18 protein-coding genes are annotated in these 22,538 nt (G+C 69.2%); 4 read left to right on the forward strand and 14 right to left on the reverse strand.

From position 1 onward, the window contains the following. Positions 1 to 93: 93 nt before the first annotated feature. From M8J73_RS01330 to ngcE, 5 genes are all read right to left on the reverse strand, one after another. Positions 94 to 1,185, reverse strand: coding sequence for a sugar ABC transporter substrate-binding protein (locus M8J73_RS01330; protein ID WP_055540135.1), 1,092 nt, complete (start codon positions 1,183 to 1,185; stop codon positions 94 to 96). Positions 1,186 to 1,321: 136 nt separating this feature from the next. Beyond that, complete coding sequence (locus M8J73_RS01335) at positions 1,322 to 2,521, reverse strand: ROK family transcriptional regulator (protein ID WP_055517883.1); 1,200 nt, start codon at positions 2,519 to 2,521, stop codon at positions 1,322 to 1,324. A 208-nt stretch (positions 2,522 to 2,729) separates the two neighbouring features. Beyond that, positions 2,730 to 3,662 carry a carbohydrate ABC transporter permease gene (locus tag M8J73_RS01340; RefSeq protein ID WP_055540134.1) on the reverse strand — a complete coding sequence of 311 codons (933 nt, stop codon included), beginning with the start codon at positions 3,660 to 3,662 and terminating at the stop codon, positions 2,730 to 2,732. Positions 3,663 to 3,681: 19 nt separating this feature from the next. Further along, entirely contained in the window at positions 3,682 to 4,611 is a 930-nt protein-coding gene (locus M8J73_RS01345; protein ID WP_055540133.1) for a carbohydrate ABC transporter permease, read from the reverse strand. A gap of 140 nt (positions 4,612 to 4,751) precedes the next feature. Continuing rightward, entirely contained in the window at positions 4,752 to 6,221 is a 1,470-nt protein-coding gene (ngcE, locus tag M8J73_RS01350) for an N-acetylglucosamine/diacetylchitobiose ABC transporter substrate-binding protein (protein ID WP_055540132.1), read from the reverse strand. 484 nt (positions 6,222 to 6,705) lie between these two features. Here ngcE and M8J73_RS01355 point away from each other — a divergent pair, with 484 nt between their 5' ends. After that, on the forward strand, positions 6,706 to 10,503 hold the full coding sequence (locus M8J73_RS01355) for a GH92 family glycosyl hydrolase (protein ID WP_055540131.1): 3,798 nt from the start codon (positions 6,706 to 6,708) through the stop codon (positions 10,501 to 10,503). Positions 10,504 to 10,771: 268 nt separating this feature from the next. Here M8J73_RS01355 and M8J73_RS01360 read toward each other — a convergent pair whose 3' ends face one another. Together M8J73_RS01360 and acnA are read right to left on the reverse strand one after the other, a co-directional pair. Further along, entirely contained in the window at positions 10,772 to 11,845 is a 1,074-nt protein-coding gene (locus tag M8J73_RS01360; RefSeq protein ID WP_206187915.1) for a lytic polysaccharide monooxygenase, read from the reverse strand. Between the two features lie 360 nt (positions 11,846 to 12,205). Beyond that, entirely contained in the window at positions 12,206 to 14,923 is a 2,718-nt protein-coding gene (gene acnA / locus M8J73_RS01365) for an aconitate hydratase AcnA (RefSeq protein ID WP_055540154.1), read from the reverse strand. A 724-nt stretch (positions 14,924 to 15,647) separates the two neighbouring features. Here acnA and M8J73_RS01370 point away from each other — a divergent pair. Further along, positions 15,648 to 15,851: a DUF4236 domain-containing protein gene (locus M8J73_RS01370; protein ID WP_185093521.1), complete on the forward strand. Its 204-nt coding sequence runs from the start codon at positions 15,648 to 15,650 to the stop codon at positions 15,849 to 15,851. Positions 15,852 to 16,180: 329 nt separating this feature from the next. On the opposite strand, the gene M8J73_RS01375 is transcribed toward M8J73_RS01370, so the two are convergent. From M8J73_RS01375 to M8J73_RS01385, 3 genes are all read right to left on the reverse strand, one after another. Further along, entirely contained in the window at positions 16,181 to 16,747 is a 567-nt protein-coding gene (locus M8J73_RS01375) for a hypothetical protein (RefSeq protein WP_055538898.1), read from the reverse strand. A gap of 144 nt (positions 16,748 to 16,891) precedes the next feature. Further along, positions 16,892 to 17,701: a sigma-70 family RNA polymerase sigma factor gene (locus M8J73_RS01380; protein WP_249828122.1), complete on the reverse strand. Its 810-nt coding sequence runs from the start codon at positions 17,699 to 17,701 to the stop codon at positions 16,892 to 16,894. 133 nt (positions 17,702 to 17,834) lie between these two features. Next, positions 17,835 to 18,140 (reverse strand): hypothetical protein, encoded by a 306-nt coding sequence (locus M8J73_RS01385; RefSeq protein ID WP_055542144.1) that lies wholly within the window; start codon positions 18,138 to 18,140, stop codon positions 17,835 to 17,837. Positions 18,141 to 18,357: 217 nt separating this feature from the next. On the opposite strand from M8J73_RS01385, the gene M8J73_RS01390 reads away from it, so the two are divergent. Further along, on the forward strand, positions 18,358 to 19,887 hold the full coding sequence (locus tag M8J73_RS01390; RefSeq protein ID WP_055542143.1) for a helix-turn-helix domain-containing protein: 1,530 nt from the start codon (positions 18,358 to 18,360) through the stop codon (positions 19,885 to 19,887). 128 nt (positions 19,888 to 20,015) lie between these two features. On the opposite strand, the gene M8J73_RS01395 is transcribed toward M8J73_RS01390, so the two are convergent. Together M8J73_RS01395 and M8J73_RS01400 are read right to left on the reverse strand one after the other, a co-directional pair. Then, complete coding sequence (locus tag M8J73_RS01395) at positions 20,016 to 20,240, reverse strand: heavy-metal-associated domain-containing protein (protein WP_249828123.1); 225 nt, start codon at positions 20,238 to 20,240, stop codon at positions 20,016 to 20,018. Between the two features lie 97 nt (positions 20,241 to 20,337). Then, positions 20,338 to 20,487: a hypothetical protein gene (locus tag M8J73_RS01400; RefSeq protein WP_157873300.1), complete on the reverse strand. Its 150-nt coding sequence runs from the start codon at positions 20,485 to 20,487 to the stop codon at positions 20,338 to 20,340. 122 nt (positions 20,488 to 20,609) lie between these two features. Here M8J73_RS01400 and M8J73_RS01405 point away from each other — a divergent pair, with 122 nt between their 5' ends. Beyond that, entirely contained in the window at positions 20,610 to 21,185 is a 576-nt protein-coding gene (locus M8J73_RS01405; RefSeq protein WP_055541779.1) for a GNAT family N-acetyltransferase, read from the forward strand. A gap of 71 nt (positions 21,186 to 21,256) precedes the next feature. On the opposite strand, the gene M8J73_RS01410 is transcribed toward M8J73_RS01405, so the two are convergent. Further along, the gene (locus M8J73_RS01410; RefSeq protein ID WP_055541780.1) at positions 21,257 to 21,907 is read right to left on the reverse strand and encodes a DUF305 domain-containing protein; all 651 of its coding nucleotides are present in this window, start codon (positions 21,905 to 21,907) and stop codon (positions 21,257 to 21,259) included. A gap of 100 nt (positions 21,908 to 22,007) precedes the next feature. Beyond that, positions 22,008 to 22,466, reverse strand: coding sequence for a DUF6153 family protein (locus M8J73_RS01415; protein ID WP_240501634.1), 459 nt, complete (start codon positions 22,464 to 22,466; stop codon positions 22,008 to 22,010). Positions 22,467 to 22,538: the final 72 nt, after the last annotated feature.

Below are 22,538 nucleotides of genomic sequence, written 5' to 3' on the forward strand. Positions count from 1 at the left end.
GGGCGGGCGCCGGCGGGGCTTCACGGGACCGCTCGGCCGTCCGGGCCCGGGCCCCTCAGCGGGACCCGGACCGGATGACGCGCGGTGGCGTGACTACTCCAGGCCGGCGGACTTGCAGGCCTTGGCGTACTCGGCGGTGCAGATGTCCGCGACCGTGTACAGCTTGTCCTTGACGACCGTGTCCTTGATGTTGTCCTTGGTCACCGAGACCGGGGTCAGGAGCTTGGCGGGCACCTTGTCACCGGAGCCGCTCGTCACCTGGGTGTCGGCGAGGCCCTTGATGTCCTTGCCCTCGAGCAGCGCGACCGCGAGCTCGGCGGCGGTGTCGGCCTCCGGCTTGTAGGCCTTGTAGACCGTGGAGGACTGGGTGCCGGCGACGATCCGCTGGATGGCGGCGAGCTCGGCGTCCTGGCCCGTCAGCGGGATGTTGCTGATCTTCGCGCCCTTGAGGGTGTTGGCGATGCCACCGGCCATGCCGTCGTTGGCGGCGTAGACGCCCGCGATGTTCTTGGCACCCAGCTGGGTGATCGCCGCGGACATCTTCTGGGCGGCGACGGTGTCCTTCCACAGGCCGGACTGCTCGTAGGCGATGTCGACCTTGCCGTCGAGGACCTTGTGGGCGCCTTCCTTGAACTGGCCGGCGTTCGGGTCGGCGTCGTCACCGTTGATCATGACGACCTTGGACTTCTTGGTCGCCTTGTCACCGAGCGCGTCGAGCAGGGCCTGACCCTGGAGCTCGCCGACCTTGACGTTGTCGAAGGAGACATAGGCCGAGACCGGACCCTGGGCGAGGCGGTCGTAGGCGACGACCTTGACACCCTTGTCCACCGCGGACTGGATGGAGGACTTGATCGCGGCGGAGTCCTGGGCGGAGACGACGATGACCTTGACGCCCTTGGTCACCATGGTGCTCATCTGCTGAGCCTGCTTGGTGGGGTCGGCGGCTGCGTTCGCGTACTCGACCTTGCAGTCGGAGCAGAGCTCCTCGACCTTGTCCTCGAAGTACGGCCGGTCGAACTTCTCGTAGCGCGCGGTGACGTTGTCGGGCAGGAGGAGACCGATGGTCTTGTTGCCCTTGCCGCTGTCGCTACCGCTGTCCGAGTCGTTGTCGTCGCCGGCCTTCCCACAGGCAGCCACGGAGAGCGCCAGCGAAACCGCGGTGGCGCCGATCACGACTCTACGCATCGTTGCGTTCATTTGGGTTGTGCCTCCCTGACACGGGCCGCAGCACTGCGGCCGAGGTGGCTGGAAGTCAACTCGGCCACACGTGCGACGTCAAGAAGTAAATCCTTAACGGGTTGGCAACGGCGTGTTTCGTTCTCTAAGTGAAGGCAGGGGTCGCTGCGGACAGGGTTCCGTCCAAAAGGGTTGAATCACCCATCTCGCTGAGCGCCAGCGCGAGGGCCCCGAGGACCTCCGCGCGACCGCCAAGTGCCCCTGGCAGCACCGAGAGTTGACGTGCGGCACTCGGAATCGCGTACCGGCCGACCGACTCCCTTATGGGTCCGAGCACCAACTCCCCGGCCTCGGCGAGATCGCCACCGAGGACCACGCGGCTCGGGTTCAACAGATTGCAGAGATTGGCGACTCCACTTCCGATGTGGCGGCCGACGTCGGCGATCACCCGGCGACAGCCCGGATCCCCGTCCCTCGCCAACCGCACGACGCCTTCCATCGTCAGGTCGGTCCCATGGCTGGACTGGAGGAGCGGCAGCACATGACGCGCCGCGGCGAAGGTCTCCAGGCAGCCGCGGTTTCCACAGCGGCAGACCGGTCCGGATTCATCAAGAGTAATATGCCCGATTTCTCCTGCCGTGCCACCGGGGCCCCGGTAGATCTTGCCGTCGATGACCAGGCCGGCGCCGACACCGCTGGCCACCTTGATGTAGGCCAGGTCGCGCACCCCGCGTCCGCTGCCCCAGACCAGCTCACCGAGGGCGCCGAGGTTGGCGTCGTTGTCCACGTGAACCGGGACGCCCAGGCGGTGGCCCATCTCGGCGGCCGGGTTGGTGCCGGTCCAGCCCGGCAGGATGGCGGTGGAGCCCAGCGTCCCGGACTCGACGTCGATCGGTCCGGGCACACCGAGGCCCACGCCCGCGATCTTCGTGGGATCCACCCCGGTGGCCTCGATCAACCGGGTGACCAGCTGCTCCGCACGGTCGAACCCCTGGGTGGAGGAGGCGTCCACGTCGAGCGGCTCGGACTCCTCGGCCAGCACCTGATGAGCGAGGTTCCCGATCGCGACGCGCAAATGGGTGTGCCCGAAGTCCACGCCGATGACAATGCCGGCGTCGCCGCTGAGGGAGACCGCGCGAGCCCGGCGTCCACCCGCCGATGTGGGCGTGACCTCGACCGTTCCGCCGTCCTTGAGCTCGCGGACGATGTTGGACACCGTGGCCGCGGACAAGCCTGTCGTCCTGGCGATCTCCGCCTGCGTGAGCGAGCCGGCGAGACGCACCGCCCGGACGACGCGTTCGAGATTTGCTCGGTGCAGCGACGACTGCGACCCCGGAGTCTCCATCGACTCATCCACTCCTGTCCCAGGCCGGACGGCCCCCGCCGCCCGTGACCCAGGTCAAAGCCGCGGATCCCGGGTCACTTACAAGTTGTGAACTCCAAGCTCCGCTGAACGGGTTACCGCAGTCAAGTCCTTGACGGAAACTGGCGTCGCCAATCGACCACTAAATGTCACTGAGGCGCTACGTCGGGGTCGTCCGGAGGCCTCCTTACTACTTCAGGGTCGCCGACGTCAGGCCGGCCTGCACCTGGCGCTGGAACGAGAGGTAGACCACAAGCATGGGAATCATCGCGATGGTGACACCTGCGAAGAGAACGGGCAGGTCAGAGGCGTATCCCTGCTGTTGTTGGAGCTGGACCAGACCCTGGGTGAGGACATAGCGCTCGGGGTCGTCACCGCTCTGCGGCTGCATGAGGACGGTGGGCAGGATGTACTGGTTCCACTGGCCGAGGGTGTTGAAGATGCCCACGCTGATCAGGCCCGGCTTCGCCATGGGCAGCATCACCTGGAAGAAGGTCCTGGTGTGGGAGGCCCCGTCCAGGATCGCCGCCTCGAAGACCGCCGTGGGCAGGGTCCGGAAGAAGGCGTGCATGAAGAACACGGTGAACGGCAGCGAGTAGGCGACGTAGACCAGGATCAGGCCCTGGTAGCTGTTCAGCATGTCGAGGCGCTTGACCATGAAGAACAGCGGGACCAGCGCCAGGAACACCGGGAACATGGCCCCGGCGACGAAGAAGAAGTACAGCAGCCGGTTGCCCCAGAACTGGTAGCGGGCCAGGACGTACGCGGCCATCGAGCCGAACAGCATGGTCAGCGGCACGGAGAAGACCAGCACGATGACCGTGTTGAGGAAGTAGTCGCCGATGCCCTTGTCCCAGGCGCGGGAGAACACGTCCAGGGACCAGTTCTGCGGCCAGCCGAAGGCGGAGCCGCCGATCTGGGCGTCGGTCTTGAAGGCGCTGAGGATCAGCCACAGCAGCGGCAGCACGATCATCAGGGCCCACAGGGCGAGGAAGCCGTGCGAGAAGACGTTCAGCACGACGCCTTCGCCGCGTTCGTCACCGGGGCTGGTCCGGGTCTTGGTCACGGCCGGACCGGTGGGGGCCGAGTCGCCGGGGGAGGCGGTCTTGAGGGGTGCGCTCATCGTTCCGTCATCTCCGGCTTCAGAACTCGATGCGTTCACGGCGGGTGGCGCGCAGCATGACCACCGAGACGATCAGGGTGAGGAGCAGCATCACCACGCCCATGGCGCAGGCGTAGCCGCTCTTGCCGTACAGCAGGAAGTTCCGCATCATCACGGTCGCCATGACCTCGCTGTGGTGATCGGGGCCGCCGCCGTACTCCCCCGCCGTCATCGTGGAGACCAGGATGAACATGTCCATCGCCGCGATGCCGAGGTAGACCCAGGCGGTCTGCACGGAGTCCCAGAGCAGGGGCAGGGTGATCCGGAAGAAGGTGTGGGCGCGGCCGGCGCCGTCGATCAGCGCGGCCTCGTAGATGTCCCTCGGAATGGCCTGCATGGCGGCGGAGAACAGCACCAGATAGAAGCCGACGCCGTGCCAGACGACGACCGCGATCAGCGCCCAGAGCACGAAGTTCGGCTCATTCAGCCATTCGACCGGGCCGCTCTCGTCGACCAGCCCCAGTTTCATGAGGAAGCCGTTGAGCATGCCACCGCTGTCACTGCGGTACACGGCGCCGAACAGCACCGCGAGAATGGCCAGCGACAGGACCTGCGGAAAGAAGTAGACGATCTTGTAGAAGCCCGACCCGGCGACCCCCGAGACACCGCCGGCCCGGCCGCGCCCGCCCGCGTTCAGCATGAACGCGAAGAACAGCGCGAGCAGAATGGTGATCACCGGGATGAACACCAGGAACAGGATGTTGTGCCAGATGGCCTTGAGGAAGATGTCGTCCTGGAACAACGCGGTGTAGTTGTCCAGCCCGACGAAGTTGAACGTCTGGGACTGCCCCTTCCAGTCCGTCAGCGAATAGCCGAAGGTCTGGAGATAGGGCCAGATGACGAAGATCAGATAGAGCGCCACGGGGATGAACAAAAACCCCGCGACGAACCGGTACTGCCCTTTGCGCATTGGCGTGATCCTGCCTTGGGTTCCGTGAGACGAAGGGCCCGCACGCCTCGGGGGCGCGGGGAGCTGCGCGTTTCAAGCCATCCACGGTGGACCGGCGGCCCACCGCACCACTCAGCCCCCCACGACGCCCGAAGGCCCGCTCAGTCCCGGTGGTTCTTCTTGGAATCCGGGTCCTTCGCCTGCTTGTCCACGGCCGCCTGCGCCCGCTTCAGCCACTCGGCGGGCTGGATCCGCTTGGCCATCAGCTCGTTCGACGCGTTCTGGATCGCCGTGTCCATCTCGCTGTACCACTCGGTGTACAGGTAGCGGAAGGTGTTGTCACCGGCGGCCTTGGACGCCTCGACCGTGGACTGCGTGCCGGGCCGCAGCTGCACGCCGGGGTCGACGCCGTCCTTGAGGATGGTCAGGGAGTTCGCCTCCTTGGCGAACAGCGTCGACCATTCCTTGGACAGCATCATCCGCATGAACTCCTTGGCCGCCGGCAGGTTCTTCGCCTTGGCGGGGATGATGAACGGCTCGCCGGAGCCGGCCCGGATCGCCTCGAACGGCATCTTGCTGTCGGGCAGCAGCGGCATCGGCATGAACTTCATGTCGAAGTCGGCCGGGGTCTGCTTGAGCTGCTCGTTCTCCAGCCAGGAGCCGGAGGTGATGAACACGGCCTTGTACTGGTTCCAGCGGGTCTGGGACTCGGTGTGGGTGAGGCCGTTGGTGCCGGGCATCAGATAGCCCTTCTCGACGACCTCGTAGATCGCCTCGACACCGGCCTTCGCGGCGTCGGAGCCGACGAACGCCTTCGGGTCGAGGTTGTCGATGGCCTTCATCGCGTCGAGGCCGCCGGTCTTGGCGATCAGGTCCATGATGGCGACGTTGATGTAGTACGGGTACTTGCCCTGGTGGGCGAGGCCGCCGATGCCCTTGGCCTTGGCCTCCTTGCAGATGGTCAGGAAGTCCGCCCAGGTCTTGGGCTCCTCCCAGCCGTTCTCCTTGAACAGCTTGCCGGAGTACCACAGGCCCCACACCGTGTAGATGTAGTTGAGGGCGACGACCTTGTCCTCCTGCATGCCCGCGTCGAGCGTGCCGGGGATGAGGGTGTCGCGGACCTTCTTGGCGGGGTCGTCGATCGAGGGGGCGTCCAGGACGGCGGCCAGGTCGAGGAGCTGGTCGTTCTTGTAGAGGACGTCGATCGGGATCTGCTGGGCGCCGGAGTCGTCGACGATGTCCGGCGGGTTGCCCGCGTTGAACCGGGGCTGGAGCTTGCCGGTGATCTCCTGGGTGCCGGTGTGGGTGGAGGTGACGCCCCACTTCTTCTGGAAGGCCGCCTCCCACGCCTTGGCGTAGGCGTCGCCGTAGCCGCCCTTGAAGATGACGACGTCGAGCTTGCTGCCCTTCTTGACGCCGAAGGGGTTGGACGTGGACGTCTCGCCCTGGGCGTCCTCGGAGGAGTCGTCGTCCCCGCCGCCGCTCGCGCAGGCGGAGAGGAAGCTCATCGTGGGGACGGTGATCAGGCCCAGCGCAGCGGATCGCTTGATCAGATCGCGGCGGCCCACACCCTCCGCGGTGGTGGTGCCGGGGGCCTCGGGTTCGTTGTTCTCAGCGGTCGTGGATCCCATGCTCAAGTCCTCGCCTTCTCCAGGACTCAGGCGGTGAACCGGATCCTCCCGGCACCGCGATCGGTTCAAGCTGGGGTCGTGCGTGAGGATTCAACAGGGGCAAGACGGCGGTCCGCGCGCGGACACGTCCGCGCCCACCGGTAATTCCCCCCAGGTAGTGCCCGCCCCACGGTCGTGCGACCACGATGCGGACGCCGACAGGTATAGTCCACTTCCCGCCAAGGGAGCAAGATCGAATGCAAGGTTGGCTGTCGGTCTTTTCCGAGTTGAGACCTCGCGGAAATACGAGCGTCCGTGCGCCGCTCGACCACGAATTCCCCGCCGTGCGACCGGGATGGCTCACTCAACACCCTTGACACCACTCACCACTTGAACCACTACTGGTCCCTGCGCAACACGGCAGACAACGTTGTCCACTACTGGTCATTTCTTGATCGCCAAGGCGGTCGAGGGAGCTGATCAGGCGCAGGGAGGGTGCTCGCGGATGCGGCACGGATGGAGTTCCACGGTGGCGCTCGGCGCCGCCGCGTTCGCTCTGGTGGTGGCCTCGCAGGGGGCCGCCGTCGCGTTACCGGCCCGACCGGCGGCGGCCGACCGGGAGTTCAGTTCCTCCTTCGAGTCGGGGGATCCGGCACCGGACTGGACCGACACCGTCGACACCGCGCCGGACGGCTCCCCCCGCGCCTCCGGTGTCGACGGCGGCTACGCCACGGGCATCCCCGGCAACATCACCGACCGGGTGACGGAGGTCCGGGCGAGCGGCGAGAACACCTCCGGCGGGGAGGTGAAGGAGAACCTGGTCGACGGCGAGCCGGGCACCAAGTGGCTCTCCTTCCAGCCCACCGGCTGGGTGGAGTTCGACCTCGACCGACCCGCCGAGGTGGTGACGTACGCGCTGACCTCGGCGAACGACGCCGAGGGGCGCGACCCGAAGGACTGGACCCTGAAGGGTTCCGCAGACGGCAAGGAGTGGCGGACCCTCGACACCCGCACCGGCGAGTCCTTCCCCGAGCGGTATCTGACCAAGTCGTACGACATCGCCGCCGACGCGGTCGCCGGGTACCGCCACTTCCGGCTGGACATCACCCGGAACAACGGGGCCTCCACCATCACCCAGCTCGCCGACGTGCAGTTCTCCACCGGCGGCGGCCAGACGCCCGCGCCGAAGGAGATGCGCACCCACACCGACCGGGGGCCGAGCGGCTCGGCGACCGCCAAGGCCGGGGTGGGCTTCACCGGGAAGCGGGCGCTGCGGTACGCGGGCCGGCACACGGCGGACGGCCCGGCCCACTCGTACAACAAGGTCTACGACGTGGACGTGGCCGTCGGGCGGGACACCGAGCTGGCGTACCGGATCTTCCCGTCCATGGCGGACGGCGACCTGGACTACGACGCCACCCATGTCGCGGTCGACCTGGTCTTCACGGACGGCACCTCACTGAGTGAGCTGCGCGCCGTCGACCAGCACGGATTCCCCCTCACGCCGCGCGGACAAGGCGCGGCGAAGGTGCTGTACGTCAACCAGTGGAACGACGTCGTCTCCCGGATCGGGTCGGTCGCGGCCGGGAAGACGGTGGACCGGGTCCTGGTGGCATACGACTCTCCGAAGGGGCCGGCGAGGTTCCGCGGCTGGCTCGACGACGTGACCCTGCGGGTGCGGGCGCCCGAGCGGCCGAAGGCACATCTCTCCGACTACGCGGTGACCACCAGGGGGACGAACTCCAGCGGCGGCTTCTCCCGCGGCAACAACTTCCCGGCGACGGCGGTCCCCCATGGCTTCAACTTCTGGACGCCGGTGACCAACGCGGGCTCGCTCAGCTGGCTGTACGACTACGCGCGGGCCAACAACGCGGACAACCTGCCGACCGTCCAGGCGTTCAGCGCGAGCCATGAGCCGAGCCCCTGGATGGGTGACCGGCAGACCTTCCAGGTGATGCCGTCGGCCGCAGCCGGCACCCCCGACCTGGGCCGCACGGCGCGGGCGCTGGCGTTCCGGCACGAGAACGAGACGGCCCGGCCGTACTACTACGGGGTCCGCTTCGAGAACGGGATCAAGGCGGAGATGGCGCCGACGGACCACGCGGCGGTGCTCCGCTTCACCTATCCGGGAGACGACGCCAGTGTCCTCTTCGACAACGTCACCGACCAGGCGGGCCTGACCCTCGACAAGGAGGCCGGGGTCGTCACGGGATTCTCGGATGTGAAGTCCGGGCTGTCGACGGGCGCGACCCGCCTCTTCGTGTACGGGGTGTTCGACAAGCCGGTGACCGGCGGCGACTCCGCCGGGGTGAGGGGCCGTCTCCGTTTCGACGCGGGCGCGGACCGGACGGTGACCCTCCGCCTGGCCACCTCCCTGATCAGCATCGACCAGGCGAAGGACAATCTGCGCCAGGAGATCCCGGAGGGCACCGCCTTCGAGAGTGTCCGGGACCGGGCGCGGGCGCAGTGGGACCGGCTCCTGGGCCGGGTGGAGGTCGAGGGCGCGACCCCCGATCAGCTGACCACGCTGTACTCCAACCTGTACCGGCTGTACCTATACCCCAACTCGGGCTTCGAGAAGGTCGGTTCGACCCACCAGTACGCCTCGCCGTTCTCCCCCATGCCGGGCCCGGACACCCCGACCCACACGGGCGCGAAGATCGTGGAGGGCAAGGTGTACGTCAACAACGGCTTCTGGGACACCTACCGGACGACGTGGCCGGCCTACTCGCTGCTGACGCCGTCCCGGGCGGGCGAGCTGGTGGACGGTTTCGTGCAGCAGTACAAGGACGGCGGCTGGACCTCCCGTTGGTCCTCCCCCGGGTACGCGGACCTGATGACGGGCACCTCCTCGGACGTGGCGTTCGCGGACGCGTACGTCAAGGGTGTCGACTTCGACGCGGAGGCGGCGTACGAGGCGGCCGTCAAGAACGCCACGGTCGTCCCGCCGAACCCGGGCGTCGGCCGCAAGGGCATGGCCTCCTCCCCCTTCCTCGGCTACACCAGCACCGACACCCACGAGGGCCTGTCCTGGGCGCTGGAGGGCTACCTCAACGACTACGGCATCGCCCGGATGGGCCGGGCCCTGTACGAGCGGACGGGTGAGAAGCGGTACCGGGAGGAGTCGGCGTACTTCCTCGACCGGGCGCGGGACTACGTGGAGCTGTTCGACAAGGACGCCGGGTTCTTCCAGGGCCGGGACGGCACCGGGAAGTGGCGGCTGGACTCGTCGGCGTACGACCCGCGGGTCTGGGGCCACGACTACACGGAGACCAACGGCTGGGGCTACGCGTTCACCGCGCCCCAGGACAGCAAGGGCCTGGCGAACCTGTACGGCGGCCGGGCCGGGCTGGCGAAGAAGCTGGACACCTACTTCTCCACCCCGGAGACCGCCTCCCCCGACTTCACCGGCTCCTACGGCGGCGTCATCCACGAGATGACCGAGGCACGGGACGTACGGATGGGCATGTACGGCCACTCCAACCAGGTCGCCCACCACGCGATCTACATGTACGACGCGGCCGGGCAGCCGTGGAAGACGCAGGAGAAGGTCCGCGAGGTGCTGTCCCGGCTGTACGTCGGCAGCGACATCGGGCAGGGCTACCACGGCGACGAGGACAACGGCGAGCAGTCGGCCTGGTACCTCTTCTCGGCGCTCGGCTTCTATCCGCTGGTGATGGGCAGCGGCGAGTACGCCATCGGCTCGCCCCTGTTCACCGAGGCGACCGTCCATCTGGAGAACGGCCGGGACCTGGTGGTCCGGGCCCCGAAGAACAACGCGAGGAACGTCTATGTTCAGGGCTTGAAGGTCAACGGCAAGACATGGCGGTCGACGTCGCTGCCGCACGCGCTGCTCGCGAAGGGCGGCGTGCTGGAGTTCGACATGGGCCCGAGGCCGTCGCGGTGGGGCACGGGCGAGAGCGCCGCGCCGGTGTCGATCACCAAGGACGACCAGGTGCCGTCGCCGCGCTCGGACGCCATCGAGGGCACCGGGGAACTCTTCGACGACACCTCGTCGACGAAGGCCACGCTGACGACGGCCGAGCTGCCGGTGCCGGCCCGCACCAGGGCCGTGCAGTACACCCTGACGTCCGCCGACCCCACCGAGGCCCCCACCGGCTGGACCCTCCAGGGCTCGGCCGACAGCACCACCTGGACGACCCTCGACAGGCGCTCCGGCCAGTCCTTCACCTGGGACCGCCAGACCCGCGCCTTCTCCGTCCCCACTCCGAGGACCTACCGCCACTACCGCCTGGTCCTGGACGCCCCGTCGACCCTCGCGGAGGTGGAACTGCTGTCGTGACACCGAGCGTGCGAACACGGTGAGCACCAGGGGGCCCGGCGTCTCGTCGGGCCCCAACTGATTTGACGGCGTGGGACGTTGAGGGGATAGAGTCTTGTATAGACCACTCGACAACGTTGTCTGCCCTTGTCGCCGACGGTCGCCCGAGCCATTCCTCCTCCGAGCCGGTTTCCCCCGTACCGGCCCGGCTCACGGACCGGGTGGGCACGCACCGCCCGCCCACCCGGTCCGCCCGAGCACCTCAGGGCCTCGCCGGAGCGCTCAGCGCCTACCCCACCCGGCAGGGCAACGTCGTACTGGAATCACCTCCCGGCCCTTGGACCACGTACCCGAAGGTCGCCGTCGCCCCTGGGGCCAACGAGCCGTTCCAGTTGGCGTTGTGGACCATCACGCTCTGTCCGCTGTAGGTGGCGGTGCCGCTCCAGAGGCTGTCGACGCGCTGGCCGCTCGGCAGGGTCCAGTCGACCATCCAGCCGAGCATCGGCACGTCACCGGTGTTCTTGACGACGACCTCGGACTGGTAGCCATTGCTCCACGTGCCCGTCGTACGGCGGGTCGCGGAGCACTGGCCCGGTACCGGCTCGGTCGGGTTGCCGGGCTGCTTGATGCCAGTCACCTCGCCGTTGCCGCCGTCGAAGACGACGTCGGAACAGGAGTAGAAGGTCTCCTGGCTGTCGGAGCGCTGCCAGACCATGTAGATGATGTGGCGGCCCGACTTGTTCGCGGGGAGCTGGCCCCGCCAGGAGTAGTTGGCCTCGACCGTGCCCGGGCTGCCGTTCAGCCGCGGGTGGTCGACGCTCAGGAACGGCCGGTCCTCGATGTCGTTCCAGGTGAGCGTCTTCGTCGGGTCGAAGCCGTCCTTGGTGATGTACACGTAGAACCAGCCCGGGTGCGCCGCCCACGCGTTGTACGAGAAGTCGACGTTCGCGCCGGCGGTGAGGTGGGTCAGCGGCCAGTCCCTGCTGGGCGTGTTGAACCCGGTGAAGTTGGTGTTGCCGCCGCTGCACAGCTGGCCGTCCGGGACGAAGCCCCGGGTGCGGCCGCCGCCGTCCGAGCGGAGCACCGAGAACCAGTTGTAGAACGGGGTCGTCCCGCTCGTCTGCTGTGCCGCCCGGCAGGCGGGGTTGACCGGTTTGATCTCCCCGGTGTCGGTCAGTGCGTCCTGCCAGCACAGGAAGGTACGACTGCCGGGCTTCATCGGCGTGCCGTGCGCCTCCGCCGTGCCGCTGCCGGCGGTGACGACCAGGCCGAGCGCCGGGATCGTCGTCACGAGGGCCAGCAGGACGAGCAGCAGCGCGCGGTGCCGTTTGGGCAGCCTCAATCGCGGTGTTGTCACATGCATGACAAACGCTCCTTGGGTGTACGGCCTTGAGGAACGTGCGTGTGCGCAGGTGCGTGCGTGCGGATGTACAGACGTACGGATGTGCGGGTGCTTGTCTGGCGTGGGTGCGGGTGTGTTGCGTACGCGTGAGTGGTGCGGGGTGGGAACGGTCCGTCGAGGGACGGGTTCCGGTCCGCCGCTCGGAATGGGAGCGCTCCCACCCCCACCTGCTTCGGAAGCTAGCGCGAAGTGGTTCGGTTGTAAACCGCTGGCGCAAGAAGGCGAAGGTGGACGCGTCGGAGGGCCGCTCGCCCCGGCGCACGGCGGAGGGCCGCACCCCCGTCGCCGGGGATGCGGCCCTCAACTGCCTTACTTGATCGTTCAGTTGCGGATCAGGTTGCGCAGCACGTACTGCATGATGCCGCCGTTGCGGTAGTAGTCGGCCTCACCGGGGGTGTCGATGCGGACGACCGCGTCGAACTCGACGCCCGTGTCGGTGGTGACCTTGACCGTGCTCGGGGTCGTGCCCTCGTTCAGCTCGGTGACGCCGGTGATGGAGAAGGTCTCCTCGCCGGTCAGACCGAGCGTGTCGGCGGACTGGCCGGCCGGGAACTGCAGCGGGAGGACGCCCATGCCGATGAGGTTCGAACGGTGGATGCGCTCGTACGACTCGGTGATGACGGCCTTGACGCCGAGGAGCGCGGTGCCCTTGGCCGCCCAGTCGCGGGACGAGCCGGAGCCGTACTCCTTGCCGCCCAGGATGACCAGCGGGGTGCCGGCGGCCTGGTAGTTCTGCGACGCGTCGTAGATGAAGGAGACCGGGCCGCCCTCCTGCGTGAAGTCGCGGGTGTAGCCGCCCTCGGTGCCCGGCGCGATCTGGTTGCGCAGGCGGATGTTGGCGAACGTGCCGCGGATCATGACCTCGTGGTTGCCTCGGCGGGAGCCGTAGGAGTTGAAGTCACGACGCTCCACACCGTGCTCGGTGAGGTACTTGCCGGCCGGGGTGTCGGCCTTGATGGCACCGGCCGGGGAGATGTGGTCGGTGGTGACCGAGTCGCCCAGCTTGGCCAGGACGCGGGCGCCGACGATGTCGGTGACCGGGGTGGTCTCCATCGTCATGCCCTCGAAGTACGGGGGCTTGCGGACGTAGGTCGACTCCGGGTCCCACTCGAAGGTGTCGCCGGTCGGGATCGACAGGGCCTGCCACTGGGCGTCACCCGCGAAGACGTCCTGGTAGGACTTGGAGAACATGTCCTCGCCGATGGCGTTGGCGACGACGTCGTTGACCTCGGCCTCGGTCGGCCAGATGTCCTGGAGGTAGACCGGCTTGCCGTCCTGGTCGGTGCCGAGGGCGTCCTTGGTGATGTCCACCTTCATGGAGCCCGCGAGGGCGTACGCGACGACCAGCGGCGGGGAGGCCAGGTAGTTCATCTTGACGTCGGGGTTGATCCGGCCCTCGAAGTTCCGGTTGCCGGAGAGGACCGAGGTGACCGCGAGGTCGTGGTCGTTGACGGCCTTGGAGACCTCCTCCGGCAGCGGGCCGGAGTTGCCGATGCAGGTGGTGCAGCCGTAGCCGACGAGGTTGAAGCCGACCTTGTCGAGGTACGGCGTCAGACCGGCCTTGTCGAAGTAGTCGGTGACGACCTTCGAGCCCGGGGCGAGGGTGGTCTTGACCCACGGCTTGCGGGTCAGGCCCTTCTCCACGGCCTTCTTCGCGACGAGCGCGGCGGCGACCATGACGTACGGGTTCGAGGTGTTGGTGCAGGAGGTGATGGCCGCGACCGTCACCGCGCCGTGGTCGATCTCGTACGAGGAGCCGTCGGGGGCGGTCACGGTGACCGGGTTGGACGGGATGCCGTTCGGGATCGTCGACGGGGCGTCGGAGCTGGGGAAGGACTCCTTGCTGGCCTCGTACTCGTCGTTGACGTAGTTGCGGACGTCCGCCTTGAACTGCTCGGCGGCGTTCGCGAGGACGATGCGGTCCTGCGGGCGCTTCGGGCCGGCGATGGAGGGGACGACCGTGGAGAGGTCGAGCTCCAGCTTCTCGGAGAAGTCGGGCTCGGCAGCCGGGTCCAGCCAGAGGCCCTGCTCCTTGGCGTACGCCTCGACGAGCGCGAGCTGCTGCTCGGAGCGGCCGGTCAGCTTGAGGTACTTGATGGTCTCGTCATCGATCGGGAAGATCGCGGCGGTGGAGCCGAACTCCGGCGACATGTTGCCGATGGTGGCGCGGTTGGCCAGGGAGGTGGCGGCGACGCCCTCACCGTAGAACTCGACGAACTTGCCGACGACACCGTGCTTGCGCAGCATCTCGGTGATGGTGAGCACGAGGTCGGTGGCGGTGGTGCCGGGGGTCAGCTCACCGGTCAGCTTGAAGCCGACGACGCGCGGGATGAGCATCGACACCGGCTGGCCGAGCATCGCGGCCTCGGCCTCGATGCCGCCGACGCCCCAACCGAGCACACCGAGGCCGTTGACCATGGTGGTGTGCGAGTCGGTGCCGACGAGGGTGTCGGGGTACGCCTGGCCGCCTCGGACCATGACGGTGCGGGCCAGGTGCTCGATGTTGACCTGGTGGACGATGCCGGTGCCCGGGGGGACGACCTTGAAGTCGTCGAACGCGGTCTGGCCCCAGCGCAGGAACTGGTAGCGCTCCTTGTTGCGGCCGTACTCCAGGTCGACGTTCTGCTTGAAGGCGTCGTTCGTGCCGAACTTGTCGGCGATGACGGAGTGGTCGATGACCATCTCGGCCGGGGAGAGCGGGTTGACCTTCGCCGGGTCGCCGCCGAGGGCCTTGACGGCCTCACGCATGGTGGCGAGGTCCACCACACAGGGAACGCCGGTGAAGTCCTGCATGATCACGCGGGCCGGCGTGAACTGGATCTCCTGGCTGGGCTGAGCCTGGGAGTCCCAGTTGCCGAGGGCACGGATGTGGTCGGCGGTGATGTTCGCGCCGTCCTCCGTGCGGAGCAGGTTCTCCAGCAGGACCTTGAGGCTGTAGGGCAGGCGAGCCGAGCCCTCCACCTTGTCCAGCCGGAAGATCTCGTACGACTCGTCGCCCACCTGCAGCGTGCTGCGGGCGTCGAAGCTGTTCGCCGACACGACAGTCTCCTTCATTCCATGTGCGCGTTCCACCGCATCCTGCCGCCACGCCCTCTTGGCCGATCCGCTAAGGTAAGGCTAAGTTAGGCACCCCTTACCGGGGTGGCGGCCGCAGTGCGCCTCGGCAGATATCTCGATGTCGAGATAACTCTAGTACATAGGCGCGGACAGGTCATGCCCGGGCGGATGTGGCGTGCGCCAATGTCCGGACGGAAGGGGCGGGCCTCGGTGCGCGCCGGGCAGAAGTGGCCGGGCTTGAAGTCGGCGAGCGGCCGGGCCCGAGGTCGGGGACAGGCGCGTCCGAGCTCGGCAGGCGGAGGCGTCCGGGGCGGGCGAGCGGGGTGCGGCCGTCACGCTGGGTCCACGGTCAGCGGGCAGGTGGCGACTGCGGCCGGGTGAGCGGCTGGGTCAGCGGGCGGTGGCGGCTGCGGCCGGGTCAGCGGGCGGTGGCAACTGCGGGCGGGTGAGCGACCGGGTCAGCGGGCGGTGGCAACTGCGGCCGGGTGAGCGACCGGGTCAGCGGGCGGTGGCGACTACGGCCGGGTGAGCGACCGGGTCAGCGGGCGGTGGCAACTACGGCCGGGTGAGCCGTGGTGTCCGCGGCCGGCGGTGGCAGACGACGAGCCGGCGGCGGTGTGTTCCGGCGAACTCCGCGCGTTCGGCCATCAGTTCGTCGAGTCGGGGTATCCGGAAGGCGTCAGTGACCCTTCGAGGGGAGGCTTGGATGCCGCTCACCTTTCGCAAGAGCTTCCGGATCCTGCCGGGCGTGCGCCTGAACATCAACAAGCGCTCGTGGTCCATCACCACCGGTGGCGACCACGGGCCACGCCACACCCGCAGCAGCACAGGACGCCGTACGACCTCCATGGACCTGCCCGGCCCCTTCGGCTGGCGCCGCACACGCTCGACCCGGTCGCGCCGGGGGTGACGGGGAGGGGCGGCGGTCGGGAGAGCCGCGCCGCACCCTCACAGGTCCGACCCGTCGTCCGTCGCGGACGGCCAGGGTCATCGCTCGACCCGACCCGTCGCCAGGCAAGGCCCGGCGGCGGCCCTGTGGGGCGTTCCCTCGTGTCCGCCTTCTCCGACCGCCCCGTCGGTCTCGCCGGCCCGGCGAGTCACCTCGCCGGGCCCCCTCCCGTTTCTGCCGTTCCTCGTCGTACGCCTCGCGTGCGGATGCGTGAGGGCGGCGGGACCGGGCAGCGCCCCCTCCCCCGTGTGGGGCCCTGCCCGTGCCGTGCCGCCCTCTTCGCGGCACCCTTATTTGCGCTGGCCGGCGGCCCACGCGGCGACGACGGTGACGATGACCGCGGCCGCCCCTCCCGCCATGAGGTCCAGCCCCGCGCGGCGCTTCGCGTCGTGCTCGCGGCGCCCGTGCAGCAGCGCCGCCAACGGCACACCGACGAAGGCGACCGCGATGACGACGACACCGAGGACCACGGTCCACGGGGCGGGCGCGGCCGCGACGGCGACCGCCCCCATCGCGCCGGCCAGGGTCGCGAGATGACGGGCCACCCACACTCCCCCGATGTGTGCCTGGCCCTCCTTCGTGTCCTCGCCGCCGCCCGCACCGGACCGTCGTTCCGAAGGCGTGCCGTCGCGTTCCGCGACCGCCGGTCCCGCGCGACGGCCGGTGGCGGCACCGATCGTATGAAGGACCCCTTCGCCTCCCACGGCGTCGACGCGGTGGTGGACGACGAGTTCCTCGTGGACGATGCGTTCCTCGTCCGGTACGCCGTCGGCCAGGTGATAGGCCACCAGTTCGGCGTCGGCCTCCTTCAACTGGCCGACGAGCACCGTCATGGCCTCGTTCTCCGATTCATCCATTCGAACCCCTTTTCCCCCGATCGTTGGGCTTGCCAGGGCCCGGGTAAGGCCCGCCCGGGGATCACGGTCTCTGGTCGCCTCCGCGGCTCGGGCCCGGGCCCGTCCGGGCGAAGGCCACCGGAATCCGTGATCCCCGTACGCGCGCTACCCGCGGTGGCACCGCTGCCTCCCCGGGGCCCGGGCACCCTGGCGTGCCAGGTGCCGTCCGATCTTCCGTTCCGCCTTGTTGAGGGTGGCCGCGACCGTGCCCGGACGGATGCCGAGGATGTCGGCGGTCTCGTCCAGCGTCATCTCCTTGACCCGCCGCAGCCAGAACACCTCGAACTGGCGTTCCGTCAACAGCTCCCTGACCATGCGGAGCGCGCGGCGGACCTCGTCGCGGCGGATGACCTGCTCCGCGGTCGTGTCGCCGGTGGCGCGGTCGGGGAAGCGTTCGACGGGGACCTCGCGCGGATGGGTGCGCCGCAGGTCGGCGATCTGGTTGCGTACGGCGCGGATGGTGTAGCCGATCGCGGCCTTCTCTTCGAGCGGCGGCACGCGGGTGACCGCCGCGTGGCTCGCCACTTTGGCGAAGTAGCGGGCGTCCGGCGCGCCGACGCCGCGCGCCACGGCGTACGCGAAGCCCTCCGCCTCCAACAGCAGCCCCTGTTCGGGGGTGAGGGACCGCACCGGGCCGACGTCCGGCTCCGTACGGGGATCCGGCACGGCGGTGGGCGGCGCGGTGGGGGGCACGGTGGTGGGCGGCGGCACCGCGACGGCGTCCGGGGCGGCGGCCCCGACCAGCGCCGCCATGTCGTCACGCGCCGCCACGGGACTCGGCACGTCACCGTCGTCCGCCGCCGGACCGGTGTCCGTCCCGGTCTCGCCGCGCCGCTGTGGACCCGGCACCGGGGCGGCCGGCGGCGTGGTCTCGCACGGGACCCCGTCCACCGGCTCGGGTACCAGTCCGGTCATACTTCCTCCTGGTGTTGCGGAGCTTGCGCTGCGGGTCGTTTCACTGGGGAATCGGGGCAGCCGGAGGGTTGTCTTTACGCCCTGCGCCGAATGCCACCCCGCAGGGCGCAACTCGCTTCGCGTCAAGGGAAGTTCACCCCACCGAGCGGCGCACTCGGGCGCGCCGGGAAGCGCGTACGCGGCGCGCGAGCCGGGTCGCGGCCACGAAGAGGGCCGTCGCCAACGCGACCCCCGCGGAGGCCATGGAGCCGTCGTGGACCACCGCGTACTGGTGGACCGCGGACGCCAGCGCCCCGGTGCCGCCGACCGCGAACAGCCCGGCGGCGGTGGCGTATCCGCTCTCCATCCGCCGGTCGATGCGGTCCAGGCGGGCCGCCATCTCGGCGAGTTCGGCGACGGAGGCCCGCGTTCCGGCGGGGCGGGACGGGAGGTCGGTCATGGTGGGCTCCTGGCGTCGGGGACCGTCACGGCATCGCGGCCGGGCTCGGCCCGCGCGACGTCCGCACCCTCCATCGCCGTTCGGAGCACACTTCCGTTACTCCTCCGGAGAGAAGTGGCATCCCTCACACAGGAGTACGGGCGACACAGGCCACCCTCCCACCCGAACGGCCCACCCGAACGTCATGCGCATCTCATATCTGAGATAGCCTCACCGCATGACCGACGACTACCTCGTACGCATCGGCAGGCTCATCCGTGACGCCCGACAGCATCGTGGCTGGACACAGTCGCAGTTGGCGGAGGCTCTGGGGACGAGTCAGAGCGCGGTGAACCGTATCGAGCGCGGCAACCAGAACATCAGCCTTGAGATGATCGCTCGCATCGGTGAGGCCCTGGACAGCGAGATCGTCTCACTGGGCTACGCGGGTCCGATGCATCTGCGGGTGGTCGGCGGGCGCCGGCTCTCCGGTTCGATCGATGTGAAGACCAGCAAGAACGCGTGTGTCGCACTGCTGTGCGCCTCCTTGTTGAACAAGGGGCGCACGGTGCTGCGCCGGGTGGCCCGGATCGAGGAGGTGTACCGCCTGCTGGAGGTGCTCGGCTCCATCGGCGTCCGCACCCGCTGGATCAACGACGGCGTCGACCTGGAGATCGTGCCGCCGGCCGAGCTGGACCTGGCGGCGATCGACGCGGAGGCGGCCCGCCGCACCCGGTCGATCATCATGTTCCTCGGCCCGCTGCTGCACCGCATGGACCACTTCAAGCTGCCGTACGCGGGCGGTTGCGACCTCGGTACGCGGACCATCGAGCCGCACATGATCGCGCTGCGCCGGTTCGGGCTGGACATCACCGCGACCGAGGGGCTGTACCACGCCGAGGTGGACCGGTCCGTGACGCCGGGCCGCCCGATCGTGCTGACCGAGCGCGGCGACACGGTGACCGAGAACGCGCTGCTCGCCGCGGCCCGCCACAACGGTGTGACCGTCATCCGCAACGCCTCGTCCAACTACATGGTCCAGGACCTGTGCTTCTTCCTGGAGGCGCTCGGCGTCCGGGTCGAGGGCATCGGCACGACCACGCTCACGGTGCACGGCGTGCCGCACATCGACGCGGACGTCGACTACTCCCCCTCCGAGGACCCGGTCGAGGCGATGAGCCTGCTCGCCGCGGCGGTCGTCACCGAGTCGGAGCTGACGGTGCGCCGGGTGCCGATCGAGTTCCTGGAGATCGAGCTGGCGGTCCTGGAGGAGATGGGCCTCGACCACGACCGCACGACGGAGTACTTCGCCGACAACGGCCGTACGCGTCTGGTGGACCTCACGGTCCGGCCCTCGAAGCTCTCGGCGCCGATCGACAAGATCCACCCGATGCCGTTCCCCGGCCTGAACATCGACAACGTCCCGTTCTTCGCGGCCATCGCCGCCGTCGCCCAGGGCAAGACCCTCATCCACGACTGGGTGTACGACAACCGGGCGATCTACCTCACCGACCTCAACCGTCTCGGTGGCCGCCTCCAACTCCTCGACCCGCACCGGGTGCTCGTCGAGGGCCCGACCCGCTGGCGCGCCGCCGAGATGATGTGCCCGCCGGCCCTGCGCCCCGCCGTGGTCGTCCTCCTCGCGATGATGGCCGCCGAGGGCACGTCCGTCCTCCGCAACGTCTATGTCATCAACCGCGGTTACGAGGAGCTCGCGGAGCGCCTCAACACGGTGGGGGCCCAGATCGAGACCTTCCGGGACATCTGAGCGCCACGCGGCCGGGACCGCCGTCAGCCGGGGAGTCGCGCGACGGGGCGGTGGTCTGGGTCGCCGGATGCAGGTCGGGGGCGGCCCTCGGAAGAAGGACTCCACGGGCCACCCCCGACTCAGGTCGTTCACGCCGCTGTTCGGCGTACGACCTCCGCGACCTCGTAGCCCGCCTCGACGATGGCCGCGCGTACGGCGGCGTCCTCGATCCGGTCTCCCGAGACGATCACCAGGCCCGATCTGACGTCGACGTCGACGGCCGTGACGCCGGCCACGCGTACAACCTCCTCGGTGATGCTCGTGGCGCAGCGGCCGCAGGTCATTCCGTCCACGGTGAAGATCTTGTCCGCCATCGGGTCGCTCCTGTCCTTCTCCTCCCCGGGCCGCCCCCCGAGGGGCCGGCGACGCCGGGGCGTGTGGCACGGGGTACGGCCCGGCGGCCCGCGGTGTTCAGGACGCGATGATCGTCGCGTATCTGCCCCGGTAGGCGCCGGACGCGTGGATCGGTGCGGTGAGGCGCTCGGCGTCGGTTTCGACCGCCCGTCTGATCACCACGCCGAATGCCCTTCGCGGGTCGGCGTTCTTCGTTCCGGTGAACATGGGCCTTCCCCCTTCCCCACTCCGGTGCCACTATTGCATGCTGAATGCAATAACACATGGTGGGCAATAGGGGGATTCGTGGGACGTGGCTGCCGCGGCACCGCGGAGGTGGTGACGGACCGATGAACGTTCAGGTTTTCCGTGGCGCCGACAGCCTCGCCCACGCCGACGCACTGCGCTCCGTCTACGTCGACGTCTTCTGTGCCCCGCCCTGGAACGAGGACGAGGGCATGGGGGACACGTTCGTGCGGCGGTTGGCGGCGGATGCCACGAGGGGTGGGTTCACCGCGGCGCTCGCGTTCGCCGGCGCGGAGGTCGCCGGGTTCGCCACCGCGTGGACCACCGGGACGCCCTTCCCCACCGGCCGCTGCTACCCACAGGTCGCCGCCGGTCTGGGACCCGAGTGCACCGCCGACTGGCTGTGCGGGGCCCTCGAGATCGACGAGCTGGCCGTACGGCCGGGCGCCCGGGGCCGCGGCGTCGCCGGTGAACTCCTGGCAGCCGTCACCGCGGACGCGCCCGGGGGACGCTCCTGGCTGCTGACGTCCGCCCGTTCGCCCCGCGCCGTGTCCTTCTACCGCCACCGGGACTGGACCCAGGCGACGCACCCCTCTCCCGACGGTCAGGGCATCGTCGTCTTCCTGGGCCCCCACCACCCGGCCCGCACCCTGGCGGCGCTCCCGTCCCCGCCGCCGTGAACCGTTGACGGCGGGGACAGTGGTGACTGCGGGGGCAGTGGCGATACCCGCCGCTCGCCGACCCGCGAACGTCAGCTCTTGTCGAGCATCTTGTTCATCTGCTTGATCTCGGCGGTCTGGGCCGTGATGACGTCCTCGGCGAGGTCGATCGCGGGGGCGTACTTCCCCTCCGCCTGCTCGGTCTCGGCCATCTCGACGGCACCTTCGTGGTGTTCGACCATCAGCTTCAGGAACTTCTCGTCGAAGGCGGCGCCGGACGCCTTCTCCAGGTCGGCCATGTCCTCGGCGCTCATCATGCCGGGCATGCCGGACGACATGCCGTGCCCCATGCCGGCCATGTCCTCGGGGACCTTCTCGCCCCAGGCGGTGAGCCAGCCGGACATCGTCTCGATCTCCGGGTCCTGGGCGCCCTTGATCTTGGTGGCGAGTTTCTTGACCTCCGGTGAGGCGGCGCGGCTGTCGGCGAGTTCGGCCATGTCCACGGCCTGGCGGTGGTGCTGGATCATCTCCTCGGCGAAGCCGACGTCCGCCTTGTTGTGGCCGCCCGCCCCGGCCTTGCCGGACGCACCGGACTTGGGGGAGCCGGACTCGGAGGCCATCGAGCCCATGTCGTGGCTGTTGCCGTCGCCGTCGCCACCGCCGCACGCGGTCAGGACGAGGGCGGCGGCACCGGCGGTGACGGTGAGGGCGGCACGACGGAGGAATCCGCGGGATGCGGTCATGGTGGTACTCCTGCGTTGGTTCGGATCGAGAAGTCGGACGAGGGGCGTTCCGGGGCACGGCGCCGTGGCCCGGTGGGCGTGCGGCGGCGGGCGGGCTTCTCTAGATCCGCAGGAGTTGGAGTTCGGCGAGGGACGGTGGCGCGCGGCCGCCTTCGGGGCCGGAGCCCGTCAACGACGCCCACGCGTGCGCCCGTTCGGCCCACGTCACCACGTCGGGCACCAGCACGGGCACCACGGCCGGGGCCTGGCCGACGGACGCCGAGGCGCAGGTCGGGTCCGCGTGGTGCGGATGCCCCGTACCGCCGTCGGTGTCGTGACCGCACGTCCCCGGCATCGACACCCGAACGGGCGCCTCCGTGCCCGCGCGCGTCGCGCTCGCCGTCATGCGGGCATGCCCGGCGGCGGTTTCGTGGGGTGCGGGGACCGGTCCGAGACCGTGCATGCCGAGCAGGCCCAGCAGCAGCGCGCACACGAGAAGGCCGCGGGCCCGCAGGGGCGGGCGCGGCCGGCGGTGCGGCGCTCCAAGGCCGGTCACGGCCTCGTCGTGGGCACGGTTCATGGGTCCCTTGCGTGTCGTGACGACCCCTGTGGGCAGGGCCGTCAGTTCTACTAACCTACTATGGACTTACGT

The organism is Streptomyces neyagawaensis, from assembly GCF_023516595.1.
Lineage (GTDB): Bacteria > Actinomycetota > Actinomycetes > Streptomycetales > Streptomycetaceae > Streptomyces > Streptomyces neyagawaensis.

Excerpts from the sequence above, each read along its gene's own strand:
- M8J73_RS01330 (WP_055540135.1), bottom strand. The coding sequence starts at position 1,185 with ATGCGTAGAGTCGTGATCGGCGCCACCGCGGTTTCGCTGGCGCTCTCC.
- M8J73_RS01335 (WP_055517883.1), bottom strand. The coding sequence starts at position 2,521 with ATGGAGACTCCGGGGTCGCAGTCGTCGCTGCACCGAGCAAATCTCGAA.
- M8J73_RS01340 (WP_055540134.1), bottom strand. The coding sequence starts at position 3,662 with ATGAGCGCACCCCTCAAGACCGCCTCCCCCGGCGACTCGGCCCCCACC.
- M8J73_RS01345 (WP_055540133.1), bottom strand. The coding sequence starts at position 4,611 with ATGCGCAAAGGGCAGTACCGGTTCGTCGCGGGGTTTTTGTTCATCCCC.
- ngcE (WP_055540132.1), bottom strand. The coding sequence starts at position 6,221 with ATGGGATCCACGACCGCTGAGAACAACGAACCCGAGGCCCCCGGCACC.
- M8J73_RS01355 (WP_055540131.1), top strand. The coding sequence starts at position 6,706 with ATGCGGCACGGATGGAGTTCCACGGTGGCGCTCGGCGCCGCCGCGTTC.
- M8J73_RS01360 (WP_206187915.1), bottom strand. The coding sequence starts at position 11,845 with ATGCATGTGACAACACCGCGATTGAGGCTGCCCAAACGGCACCGCGCG.
- M8J73_RS01370 (WP_185093521.1), top strand. The coding sequence starts at position 15,648 with ATGCCGCTCACCTTTCGCAAGAGCTTCCGGATCCTGCCGGGCGTGCGC.
- M8J73_RS01375 (WP_055538898.1), bottom strand. The coding sequence starts at position 16,747 with ATGGATGAATCGGAGAACGAGGCCATGACGGTGCTCGTCGGCCAGTTG.
- M8J73_RS01380 (WP_249828122.1), bottom strand. The coding sequence starts at position 17,701 with ATGACCGGACTGGTACCCGAGCCGGTGGACGGGGTCCCGTGCGAGACC.
- M8J73_RS01385 (WP_055542144.1), bottom strand. The coding sequence starts at position 18,140 with ATGACCGACCTCCCGTCCCGCCCCGCCGGAACGCGGGCCTCCGTCGCC.
- M8J73_RS01390 (WP_055542143.1), top strand. The coding sequence starts at position 18,358 with ATGACCGACGACTACCTCGTACGCATCGGCAGGCTCATCCGTGACGCC.
- M8J73_RS01395 (WP_249828123.1), bottom strand. The coding sequence starts at position 20,240 with ATGGCGGACAAGATCTTCACCGTGGACGGAATGACCTGCGGCCGCTGC.
- M8J73_RS01400 (WP_157873300.1), bottom strand. The coding sequence starts at position 20,487 with ATGTTCACCGGAACGAAGAACGCCGACCCGCGAAGGGCATTCGGCGTG.
- M8J73_RS01405 (WP_055541779.1), top strand. The coding sequence starts at position 20,610 with ATGAACGTTCAGGTTTTCCGTGGCGCCGACAGCCTCGCCCACGCCGAC.
- M8J73_RS01410 (WP_055541780.1), bottom strand. The coding sequence starts at position 21,907 with ATGACCGCATCCCGCGGATTCCTCCGTCGTGCCGCCCTCACCGTCACC.
- M8J73_RS01415 (WP_240501634.1), bottom strand. The coding sequence starts at position 22,466 with ATGAACCGTGCCCACGACGAGGCCGTGACCGGCCTTGGAGCGCCGCAC.